The following is a 10,869-nucleotide window of genomic DNA, read 5'->3' on the forward strand; positions in this document are numbered from 1 at the left end:
TTATAATCAGCGAAGAATTCAAAAAGGCTTGGATTTTAAGACACCAAATCAAATGGCAGAAGACTTTTATCGGTTAGCTGCCTAGAATCTCCCAAGTGAAAGTCTCCTGCTAATTCAGCACACATCACTGTTGATAAATTTTCTAAACAAAAAGGATCAAACTAATCTATAAGCTTTGTGGGTTAGAAAAAAAATAACTCACTTTGCATTGATCATATTTAAATTCTTGTTTTATCCATAGCACTAACCTATTAATTTTAAAAAATAATAGGTACTGGCTAAATAGCAAATCGATACATATCTTTTTCATAGAGGAAATATGATTTTAGTAAGTTCTTGTCTGGCTGGCTTAAAGGTACGTTATAACGGGACGCATAGCTTAAACGAAAAAATCGAAAAATTAGTCAAAGATGGAAAAGCTACTATGGTATGTCCAGAGATTCTTGGCGGTTTATCAACACCACGCGAACCTGCCGAGATTTCGGGAGGTAATGGCGATGATGTCTTAGATGGAAAAGCCTGTGTAATTGAAAAATCAGGAAAGGATGTGACTTCAATCTATATTGAAGGGGCATATAGAACTTTAAAAAAAGTTCAATTATTAAAAGCTACTCTGGTAGTGCTTAAAGAAAATAGCCCTTCATGTGGTAGTTCAATGATTTACGATGGTCAATTTAATGGGAATAAGATCTATGGCAATGGAGTTACCTCCGCTTTGCTTAAACGTCATAATATAAAAGTCATTTCAGAAGAAACTTTTTGGCAACTTTTACCCTAGTTCCTCCGCTTTTATTTAAAATCTTCATGCAACTCCAACCACGCCCCCCTTTGCAATATCAAGTCTCTTCGGTATTTAGAGATATAGTGAGGTAATAATCTAAGAAGCATATCCATTACTTCCACATCAGTTAAAAAGTAGTGGTTCAATTTTATGCTGTAATTCTTTAACAATTTTAGCAAGCTGATCATGTAAAACTAACCAACATTGCTCATGACCTTGCCCAATATATTCATCTATTATGAGTTGCAAAATGTCTTGATCTATCTGACTTAAGAATTCTAAAAACCATGTCGCAGCAACATCCTTGGCAACTATTGTTTTATGATCTAATGTATAAGCTATACGGCATAGCGCTAAAATTTGATTACATTCATCCTGATCGTCTTTCCAATGAGCAATAATTTGTGGATAAGTTTTTTGCATGGCAAATATTAATTGTTCATAGCTAATTGGATTTAACCAATCGCAAATATCAGGTCCAAAGATAGTAATGTTATGTAATTGGGCAGTTTTAAGTAAAATACTAATATCTGGATCAGATTGACTATAAAGTAATTCACCTTTGAGTAATTCTTCTCTCAACCACTCGCCATATTGTAGCTGATATGTATATGGATGATTTTTATTGGTAATACTCCCTTTTTCTAATATCGTAATTTCTAAGGCACGCGCTGTAGCATGACCAATCGGAACAGATATATTTAGAAAATTCTGCGCTAATTGTTTTCTTTCCTGATCGGTAATTTCACGTTCAATAATAACTAAAATATCAAGATCACTTTTATGTTTTAAACCACCATCAACATACGAACCATATAAATAAATAGCATAAAGCTTATCTTTAAAATTTTTTTGTAAAAGCTGTTTTACACTTTCAACTTGGCGACACTCTTCATCATTTAAGCTTTGCATATGATTTTTAATTTAAAAAAATAAGTAATGAATTCATAGAGCATTATACAGAATAAGTGTAAATAATTTAATCAATTAGTAAATAACATACTATTTTTACAATATATTTACTTTCAATATAGAGTTTAATACATAAAACTCTATCAATCAAAAAAAGCTTGAAACAACATCTGAATAGTAAGAGTCATTTCCTCCTCACTTAGAGATGGATCCGGAAATTTGAACAACTCCTATAAGTGATACTCTGCTCCTCAAATGATGTTATAAACATCAATATATGGAGTATTTTATGGCACGTAGACCAAGAAGAAATCATTCAAACGACTTTAAGGCTAAGGTAGCACTTGCTGCGATCAAAGCAGAAAAAACACTTGCTGAATTGAGTTCTGAGTTTGATGTTCATCAAAACCAAATTATTGACTGGAAAAATCAATTGATCTCAGCTTCCTCACAAGCTTTCGATCAATCAAAAGCTCCATCAGAACCTCCCATTGATCTTAAAAAGTTACATGCAAAAATCGGTGAGCAGGCATTAGAAATTGATTTTTTAGAAGGTGTGTTGAAGAAACTGGGCCGCTTCAACCACAAAAGTTAATCGATCACTCACTTCAGATTTCAGTATCTAAACAAGCTAAGTTACTGAAAGTCTCTCGTGGTTGTTATTATTATCGCCCAAAACCTGTTAGCTCATCAGATCTGAAGCTGATGCGATGTATTGATGAATTACATATGCAATATCCTTTTGCAGGCAGTCGTATGATGCGTGATTTGTTGAATCGTCAAGGGCATCATATAGGACGACGTCATACACGTACTTTAATGAAGAAAATGGGTATTCAGGCGTTATATTGCAAACCAAATTTAAGCCAGGCTAATCAAGCTCACCGTAAATATCCATATCTGCTCAAAGGATTGGCTATTCAGCGCAGTAATCAAGTGTGGTCTACTGATATAACGTATATCCCTATGGCAAAAGGCTTTGTTTATTTATGTGCTGTGATTGATTGGCATAGCCGCAAGGTACTTGCGCATAGGGTATCGATTAGTATGGAGGTGGATTTTTGTATTTCGGCTTTAAATGAAGCGATTGAAAAATATGGATCACCTGAAATATTGAATACAGACCAAGGCAGTCAGTTCACCAGTGATGCATTTATTGATGTATTGAAATCAAATGGCATTCAAATCAGTATGGATGGTAAAGGTCGATGGGTAGATAATGTGATGGTTGAACGATTATGGCGGAGCGTTAAATATGAAGAGGTGTATCTCAAAGCTTATAGCAGTGTCACAGATGCGAAAAAGCAATTGAGTGCATATTTTGAGTTTTATAATCTGAAACGACCTCATTCGAGTCTAGACAAAATGACACCAAATGAGTTTTACTATGATCAGCTACCCCAACAAAACAAGGTGGCTTAACTAGAGCGGAATATCACTTATAAATACGCTTTTAGTTGTTCAAACAAGTGGAACCACCTCTGTTTGTAATGATATTTTATAAAATTCAATATTAGATCTGCAGAGAAAAACTTATCAAACTAAGTATTGGCTAGTCTTTTTCTTCGAAAAACTTATCAAACGAAGTATTAAGTTAATCTTTTTCTTCAACTTCTTCCTTAAACTCAAACAAATCATTCATCGTACAGTTAAAGTACTTACACAACTTATCGGCGACTGGTAATTCAATACGTACAGCACGGTCATAATACATACTTGTGAGCGTGTTGCGATTGATACCTGTTGCATGCACCACTTCACTTAATTTTAAAATTTTTCTATCGCCCATGAGGCTAGATAACTTACAAGTAATCATATTTAAATTAATTTACAAAAAATAACTTGCTGTGGGTTATTTGAAGTTGTTGACTGAGTAATACTTTGCTAAAATTAACCTACAGCAGGTTATTACAACTTATAGAAAGTATATTTTATCCATTTCAACTAAATTATAACTTTTTAAATATAAGGATTGAACCTGCATTAGATTATTTTGTGGAGATGACCGCCGTGTTACCAAATGAGTTATTGATCAGCCAGCAAGCTCGTGACTTAGGAAATCAATTAATTAAAGAAATGAACATCAATAGAAGTTATGGAATGGCTAATTTTCTTGGAGTAAATACTTGCTATGATAATCATCAGGCTGTACTTATTTGGACATTTCAACTGCTTGAAAGGGAACCTGCCTTAAATGAATTAGCAGAAATTAAAAAATATTTTCTTTTAATCTTTCCAGATAGTGTTTATCAATTAGCCTAAGTTGTTTTTAAAATTAATTTATTAAATAAAAAGCACTAAATCAAAGAAAGCTTTATTTAAAAATACCTATTAATTCAAAAACATACCATTTACTGAATATATGAAGCATAGGTTCCTGCTCTATCACTCACTCGTACTAAAATTACATCGCTCTTTTTACTGATACTAAACAATTTATGTCCACGCCACGTTCTGCGGCTTCGAGGGCTAGTTTTTGTTGAACCACTGAGAACAAGGACAACAAACTGCCTACTATATTTTCCCGGAGAGTGGTGTAGGAACTTTTTCATTATTGCTAATCATATCAGCGACAACATCAGCAACGAGCTCCTCTATTCCTGAGAATGCTTTAGACTGATCCGCATCAAGCCAAGACAATGATGGAAACTCAGCACATCATTCGTTTAAGACCTATTTTAATGACGGCACTGGTCGCAAGTTTAGGTTTTATTCCAATGGCGTTAAACACTGGAATTGGTGCAGAAGTACAACGACCACTAGCAACAGTTGTTATCGGCGGTATTGTATCTTCTACAATTTTAACTTTGTTTGTATTGCCTATTTTATATCAATGGGCGCATGGCTCTGAGAGTAGCAAACAGCAATCCGACGAAATTTAAAATCAAAAAAAGCAGCTTAATTACTAGGTTATGCCTAATTAAGCTGCTTTTAATATTGTATGCCCAACATTTTATTGATAAAGCTTACTGCGCTTCATCCCGACAATTTTCATTTAAAAACTCAAACTCTATCGTTGTATGCGATAAATGATAGGAAGATAATTTAGCTGCAACTTCTTGTTTAAGCCTAATTAATTCTTTAACGTCAAAGTTGTCACTCAGCTCAAGGTGCGCTGTTAAAACGTGACTTTCACCATCTAGTGACCAAAAGTGCATGTGGTGGATACCATTAACTTCAGGAAATTCCATTAGTGATAGTTTAATACGCTTTTGAGTCTCTTTATCGGGTGCAGCTTGAAGAAATAAAACGAGTGTTGATTTCAGGTTTTTGAAAACATTAAACAAGATGAACAGCGTGAACCCTATTGATAAAAGGGGATCTAATATCGGCAGTTCAGCGAACAACAGTACGATAGAGACTATAAGAACGGCAACCCATCCAAGTACATCTTCAAGAAGGTGCCATGTCAGCACTTTCTCATTTAATGTTTCACCCGCTTTTAATTTTAATACAGCATATCCGTTAACGGCAACGCCGAGTATCGCTAGCCCTAACATCCCCTCGACTACAGGCATTTCAGGATTGGACAGCTTTGGAATTGCTTCAAATAAAATCCAAATTGAGCCAATGATTAAAACAATACTGTTTATCAATGCGCCAAAGAGAGTAAGTCTACGATAACCATAACTAAACTTATCTGATGCTTCTTTATCTGAAAAACGACTTAAAATCCACGCAAAACCTATTGAAAGACTATCACCAAGATCGTGAACTGCATCTGCCATTATCGCCGTACTGTTAGTGAGCCAACCACCTATAAATTCGATAATAGTGAATGTCACATTAAGGAAAAATGCCCAACCAATACGGTCATCTTTACCATGTTGATGACTATGATTATGGTTGTGCATTTTGTACCTCTAGTACTTTTCTATTTCTTAGTTTTGATACATTCATATTAATCAAGTGACGTATCAAGCGTTGATATATCCAGCGTTTGAACCCCGACAAGTTAGTCCCTTTTTCGAGATAGAACTCATCAGGGGAATCATAAAGCCCAAAGTCATCATGAATACCTTCTTTTTGAATATAGGTATTTTCTCCACGCCAATCTGTATCTGGTGATGAAAAGCACTTTGTTGCAACACCATAACCACAAAAATCATCTTTTACTTGGTCAAATTTCTCCTGTAGAGAGCTTAAGTATTGCTCATCCAATATAAAGCCCTCTAAGTTTATCCAACGCCCTTCAAAGTAAACTTCTACCCAACTATGAATGATGTATTTAGGTGCTAACCAAAATACATAGCTTGGGATAGCACCTTTTTGTAGTTGCTGGTCTATGGTAAACCCATGAAATCGGCATTGAATGCCTAGTCCACGCAATAGTGCCATTAACAGATTACCCTTAGTATTACATTGTCCATAACCATCTGCTAGCACATCGCTTGCTGCAATATCATCGCTTTCATTATAACCAAAGAAAATCTCATCTTTTACAAACTGATAAGCGGCACCAATTTTGTTGAAGTTATCCAAGTTTTTCCACCTACGTTGATCGATCAAGGATTGGATATCTTTGTGTTCAAAATTAACGATATTCGTATTGTTTAAATATTTCTCAGTCATTTTTTATATATCCTTTTCGTTGCATACTTATACTATAGACTCTATAGTAACTATAGAGTCAAATGTCTGGGGGAAATTGATGAAAATAGGCGAATTGTCAAAAAAATCGGGCTGTTCAATACAAACGATTAGATATTATGAAAGAGAAGGATTTCTGTTAAATCCAAATCGTTCAGAAGGTAATTTCAGGCTGTATGATAGCAAAGCACTTAAACAATTGGAATTCGTAAAGCATTGTCGCAGCCTAGATATATCACTCAATGATATTAAACGTCTTATCGAATTAAAAAATAAGCCAGAAGAAAGCTGCTCTAGCGTTAATGCATTAATTGATCAGCAACTTGCACTAGTGAATAAACGCATGAAAGAATTAAGGGCGCTTAAAGCTGAATTACAACAAATGGCTAGTGCTTGTGGTTCGAACAACCCAACATACTCATTATATTCTGCTGACCATGTAACACGGCAAGTATATTGTTTACTATCCATTTGAAACCCCATAATGTTTTAAGTCTATGTATAAAAGTACGATTTTCACTTAGCAGTACTTAAATAATCACCCCACCACTGCATCATTTCAGTCCGCTGGGCTAAATAGTCAGCGTGATTATAGCTGGCACGGGTACGGTTCTTATCAATATGTGAAAGTTGTGCCTCAATCCAGTTATCCTGGAACAAACCTGAGTCATTCAAAATGGTACTAAAAGTGGAACGTAGTCCATGAGAGGATAATTGATGTTTTCCATAGCCCATCTTACGTATAGCCATATTTAATGTATTAAAATGAATCGGTTGATTATGTTTCCGTGGGCTAGCAAAAATGTACTTTTCACCGTATGACCATTGCATGACGTCTTTTAAAATATCTAAAGCCTGATCTGAAAGTGGAACTAAGAAGTCGGGAATCTCATGGCCTAATATGACTTTTCGTCGAAACTGTTTAATATGCAAGGCAGGTATTTTCCAGACTTTTTCATTTAAATCAAAATGATGAGGCTCAGCCAATAACAATTCAGCCCCTCGCACGCCAGTATGTAATTTGAACAGCAGTGCTTTTTTAATAATCGGATGGGCATCCAATTTTTGTAATTTATACTTAAAATCAGATATATCCTCCGCTTTCAAATACGGATAATTTTTCTTGATTTTACTGTTAATGGCGATTTTATTTAAACCATGCGCGATGTTGAATTCACAATAACCCATCGCTACAGCGTAGTCATAAATTTGGTTCAAATAACTACAAGCTTTCTTGACAGGTTCTTTTACTTGGCGTCCCTCTATTTTTTTGATTACTGAAACCAGGTCATAACGCTTGATGTTTTGAAAAGGTAGATCCTGAAGGTCTGGATAAATATCTTGCTGTAAGCATCTTTCTGCTAACTGTAGTACACCACAGCGGGGTAGATCGTTGAAGGCATTTTTCAGTTTGAACTGTAACCACTCCTCCCCGACCTTACCAAAGGTGATGACATTAGAGGCAGTATCTTGTTCAAAACAGAAATCATTGTCTTTAAAGTCATCTCTGACTTGTCGTGCCTTTTTCAGCGATAAATCAGGATAACGACCTAACTGAATGCGTCGACGTTTTTTAGTTTGTGGATCTGTATAGCGATAGCACCAAGATTTTCTTCCACTCGGCTCAATCTTCAGGCTAAGCCCATCTTCATCGGATAAAAAACTGGTTTTTTCCTTACAATGAGCTTGGCGAACTTTAATTTCAGTAAGACTCATGGAATTTAAATGAAACCTAACAATGGGTTGATTGGATCAATTATATCAAAATAGAACGCTTTATGTATGATGCGTACACTACGCATCATATAGATTTGTAAAGTATTGTTTTATAAATTTATTATTCAATATACTTTAATTTTAGTAACCAGTAGGAGTACCACTTCTTTTTTAGTTCTCAAATATCACGTTTTTTTTGACGCAATGATTCTATCTCGGACTTCGTCAGCTGTTTTACGAGAGATGAGGATATACTTTACCTCCCACTCTGTGAGCCTTTCAACGTCTCACGGCTCTATTTAATGTTATTGAATAATCAATGGATACCAGTAAAGCCTTTTAGGTCTGCTATTGTTTCTAATACAATAGTCTCCACGATCAAGGATTGGACTCAATGCATATTCCAGCATAAACCTACCACCTATTCCTATTCGCACCCTACCACTCATTCCTATTCCAAATCGGCCACTTAGGGTTTATTCAGTAAAAGAATTTAAAGGCTTTATTGCCCAAACCTATATTCTTAAAAGCTTATTCAGCAATATAATTCTTAGATAAATTGCATATTCTTATCGTAAAGGACACTGATTCTTCTTTCATTTGGACAGTTACTATGAATTCACTTCCGTCCTAATAATCTGCCCCAAAAGCTTTTTGGCTTCCGATTCGGATCGGCTTTGTTGCACAAATACCTAAGAATATGATTTTATTAAATTTATTCTTAGGTTGAAATTTTCACAAACCTTTAAAAATCAGTGCCTTGCAAAATGTTTATGCAACAAAGCCTATTTAAATCGGCAACTTGAACATATTGATAAGTTAATAAATAATCACATAGATCAAGATCCAACATTGAAACAGGATTTGAAATTACTGCAAACTATTCCTTCAATCGGTGAACGATCAGGCTTATTACTGTTGGGGTTATTTCATTCGCACAAGTTTGAAAAAGCAAGTCAAGCTGCTGCATATGTAGGTTTGGTTCCAGTACATCAGTTGTCTGGCAGTTCAGTCAACAAGCAAAGTCACTTATCAAAAGCAGGTGACAGTAAAATACGCTCAGTATTGTATATGTCGGCATTAACAGCGATTAAATATAATCCACACATTGAAGCTTTATATCAACGATTATTAAGCCAGGGTAAAAATAAAATGTGTGCTTTAGGTGCTGCAATGCGCAAGCTTATACATCTGTGTTATGGCGTTTTAAAACATCAGACTGCCTATCGAAGAGATTATTTAGTGGTCGAATAATCTCAAAACCTGATTGACTACCAAGACGGTATCTCAGGTCCCGAATTTATCAGTCACGAATTTGTGCGCTGGGCTACTGAGCACGGTATTCGTATTGAATATATTCAACCGGGTAAGCCACAGCAGAATGCGTATATTGAACACTATAATCGGACCATACGTTATAGTTGGCTGAGCAAGCATTTATTTGATACTTTGGATGAAGTACAAGATTATGCAACAAACTGGTTGTGGCATTACAACCATGAAAGACCACATCAAGCTAACAAAGGAAAGCCACCTCTAATGGCTGCTTAACCTCTACTTTTAACTTCGGTTATTTATTGAAGGATTACCTTAAAAACTATTAATGTAGCTCCATTTTAAATAAAGAACCGCTTTTTTATTCAAAATAGGGTAGGAACGACTTTAACTAAATCAGTAAGGAATACTTAATGAAATATATCTAATCTCACCTATATTGTTATATGAAATATATATTGTAAATGGAATATCTTCAATTTTCCATTTTTGGCTTCTAACCACGCCATCATCATTCTTAATAAATAATGGCACTCCTAATATATTTTCAATTTCAGCTTTATTCATTGAAAATTTTAAATTAAATGGCAGTTCTTGTTTATATTGAGAAAAGCCTTCCACACCATCATTATAAAAAAATATAGTCGTTAAGTATATTTTTTCACCAGTTATGGGTTTGTCCTCCTGATTTAAATAAAAAGACTCATCAGTAAATATAAAACCCAATCCCTCATCATATTTACTAATATAAAAATTATACTCATCCAATAAATCACCATCTTCATCATAAATTGGTAATTTAATTTCCTCTTGACTTTTCACAAATTGATTTTTAACAAAAAAATCAACTAATTTTTCATCAATATTTGACTTACCCAACAGTGATATTAAATGATCAATAAACTTATTTGTCATTCTTTCTCGCCTCCTCATCCATAATATTTTTCAAAAATTTATCATAATCAGCATTATTTTTACAGCTCAATGTAGTACATGCTTCTTGCAACTTTGTAACGTACTCAGGCGTTAATTTTTTTGCATTATCTATCATTGCCTCAGAATCCCTAATTTGTGCTGCTTGTAAATCATTTGCATCATTTTCAATGAGTCCTTTATTATTTTTTCCTGCATAGGTTGGACCTGCGGCATGCACCTCATTTGGTACAGTTACACTCATTCCTTCATTAATAATACGATTTTTCTCTGCTTGAGTTAAGGGCGCTTCCTTTAAGTCTTCAGCTCTCTTTAATAATGCAGCTTTAGACGGCTGATGATCTCTAGCCACGGTTCCATCTCCAGTGACTTTCTTTTGATTTCCATAATTATCAACCCATCCCACATCAAGAGATTGCTTTTGATTTATTTCAATATCAGCATCTTTCCCCTTAGTGACACCTTTACCTACTCCAGCACCTACAACTCCAGCCACAGCATTAATTAAATATTCTGCACCTTGTTTATTTTTTTCCTCTGTACACGACAAATTTCACAGAACCCTTATCCTATCAGGATTCTGCTTTCTTAAAATTGCCAAAATTTCCTTAAACTCTTCTTTTTTCCCAAAACCAATTAAACGCTGAATCGCCATTTGAACA

The 10,869-nt window shown here is 34.9% G+C and carries 11 protein-coding genes and 5 pseudogenes; 7 read left to right on the top strand and 9 right to left on the bottom strand.

Annotation, left to right across the window (positions count from 1 at the left end; all coding sequences use genetic code 11):
- Nucleotides 1–319 precede the first annotated feature (319 nt).
- Nucleotides 320–778: a DUF523 domain-containing protein gene (locus FTU65_RS15420; protein WP_077170035.1), complete on the top strand. Its 459-nt coding sequence runs from the start codon at nucleotides 320–322 to the stop codon at nucleotides 776–778.
- A gap of 126 nt (nucleotides 779–904) precedes the next feature.
- Here FTU65_RS15420 and FTU65_RS15425 read toward each other — a convergent pair whose 3' ends face one another.
- Nucleotides 905–1,693 carry an aminoglycoside adenylyltransferase domain-containing protein gene (locus FTU65_RS15425; RefSeq protein ID WP_038350081.1) on the bottom strand — a complete coding sequence of 263 codons (789 nt, stop codon included), beginning with the start codon at nucleotides 1,691–1,693 and terminating at the stop codon, nucleotides 905–907.
- Between the two features lie 277 nt (nucleotides 1,694–1,970).
- Here FTU65_RS15425 and FTU65_RS15430 point away from each other — a divergent pair.
- Nucleotides 1,971–3,115, top strand: a protein-coding gene (locus tag FTU65_RS15430) for an IS3-like element ISAba14 family transposase (RefSeq protein WP_099046175.1) whose coding sequence is annotated in 2 segments (ribosomal slippage) — nucleotides 1,971–2,235 and nucleotides 2,235–3,115 — 1,146 coding nt in all. Because the reading frame shifts where the segments join, the coding sequence is not laid out codon by codon here.
- A gap of 172 nt (nucleotides 3,116–3,287) precedes the next feature.
- Here the strand turns inward: FTU65_RS15430 and FTU65_RS15435 are convergent.
- Nucleotides 3,288–3,509, bottom strand: coding sequence for a helix-turn-helix transcriptional regulator (locus FTU65_RS15435; RefSeq protein ID WP_004658364.1), 222 nt, complete (start codon nucleotides 3,507–3,509; stop codon nucleotides 3,288–3,290).
- Nucleotides 3,510–3,703: 194 nt separating this feature from the next.
- On the opposite strand from FTU65_RS15435, the gene FTU65_RS15440 reads away from it, so the two are divergent.
- Nucleotides 3,704–3,955: a hypothetical protein gene (locus FTU65_RS15440; protein WP_004658363.1), complete on the top strand. Its 252-nt coding sequence runs from the start codon at nucleotides 3,704–3,706 to the stop codon at nucleotides 3,953–3,955.
- A 252-nt stretch (nucleotides 3,956–4,207) separates the two neighbouring features.
- Here FTU65_RS15440 and FTU65_RS15445 read toward each other — a convergent pair.
- Nucleotides 4,208–4,351, bottom strand: a pseudogene (locus FTU65_RS15445) (antitoxin HicB); the annotation flags it as partial.
- Between FTU65_RS15445 and FTU65_RS15450 the strand changes: the two are divergent.
- Nucleotides 4,351–4,575 (top strand): annotated as a pseudogene (locus FTU65_RS15450) (efflux RND transporter permease subunit); the annotation flags it as partial. The pseudogenes FTU65_RS15445 and FTU65_RS15450 sit on opposite strands and share 1 nt — an antisense overlap.
- 84 nt (nucleotides 4,576–4,659) lie before the next feature.
- Here the strand turns inward: FTU65_RS15450 and FTU65_RS15455 are convergent.
- Nucleotides 4,660–5,547, bottom strand: a complete 888-nt coding sequence (locus FTU65_RS15455; RefSeq protein ID WP_127800877.1) for a cation diffusion facilitator family transporter — start codon at nucleotides 5,545–5,547, stop codon at nucleotides 4,660–4,662.
- Nucleotides 5,534–6,265, bottom strand: a complete 732-nt coding sequence (locus FTU65_RS15460) for a transglutaminase family protein (protein WP_005245162.1) — start codon at nucleotides 6,263–6,265, stop codon at nucleotides 5,534–5,536. The genes FTU65_RS15455 and FTU65_RS15460 overlap by 14 nt, the downstream gene beginning before the upstream one ends.
- Nucleotides 6,266–6,344: 79 nt before the next feature.
- On the opposite strand from FTU65_RS15460, the gene FTU65_RS15465 reads away from it, so the two are divergent.
- The gene (locus FTU65_RS15465) at nucleotides 6,345–6,758 is read left to right on the top strand and encodes a Cd(II)/Pb(II)-responsive transcriptional regulator (protein WP_179989169.1); all 414 of its coding nucleotides are present in this window, start codon (nucleotides 6,345–6,347) and stop codon (nucleotides 6,756–6,758) included.
- Nucleotides 6,759–6,799: 41 nt separating this feature from the next.
- Here FTU65_RS15465 and FTU65_RS15470 read toward each other — a convergent pair whose 3' ends face one another.
- Nucleotides 6,800–7,999 carry an integrase arm-type DNA-binding domain-containing protein gene (locus FTU65_RS15470; protein ID WP_005245164.1) on the bottom strand — a complete coding sequence of 400 codons (1,200 nt, stop codon included), beginning with the start codon at nucleotides 7,997–7,999 and terminating at the stop codon, nucleotides 6,800–6,802.
- 185 nt (nucleotides 8,000–8,184) lie between these two features.
- Nucleotides 8,185–8,286, bottom strand: a pseudogene (locus FTU65_RS16500) (recombinase); the annotation flags it as partial.
- A 490-nt stretch (nucleotides 8,287–8,776) separates the two neighbouring features.
- On the opposite strand from FTU65_RS16500, the pseudogene FTU65_RS15475 reads away from it, so the two are divergent.
- Nucleotides 8,777–9,253 (top strand): annotated as a pseudogene (locus FTU65_RS15475) (transposase); the annotation flags it as partial.
- 33 nt (nucleotides 9,254–9,286) lie between these two features.
- Nucleotides 9,287–9,550: pseudogene (locus tag FTU65_RS15480) on the top strand (integrase core domain-containing protein); the annotation flags it as partial.
- A 120-nt stretch (nucleotides 9,551–9,670) separates the two neighbouring features.
- On the opposite strand, the gene FTU65_RS15485 reads toward FTU65_RS15480, so the two are convergent.
- A complete protein-coding gene (locus FTU65_RS15485) occupies nucleotides 9,671–10,189 on the bottom strand; it encodes a hypothetical protein (RefSeq protein WP_154320120.1) in 519 nt (172 codons plus the stop codon).
- Complete coding sequence (locus FTU65_RS15490) at nucleotides 10,179–10,757, bottom strand: hypothetical protein (protein WP_179990664.1); 579 nt, start codon at nucleotides 10,755–10,757, stop codon at nucleotides 10,179–10,181. Before FTU65_RS15490 ends, FTU65_RS15485 begins: the two co-directional genes overlap by 11 nt.
- Between the last annotated feature and the right edge of the window lie 112 nt (nucleotides 10,758–10,869).

Source organism: Acinetobacter sp. YH12129 (assembly GCF_013418685.1).
GTDB lineage: Bacteria > Pseudomonadota > Gammaproteobacteria > Pseudomonadales > Moraxellaceae > Acinetobacter > Acinetobacter amyesii.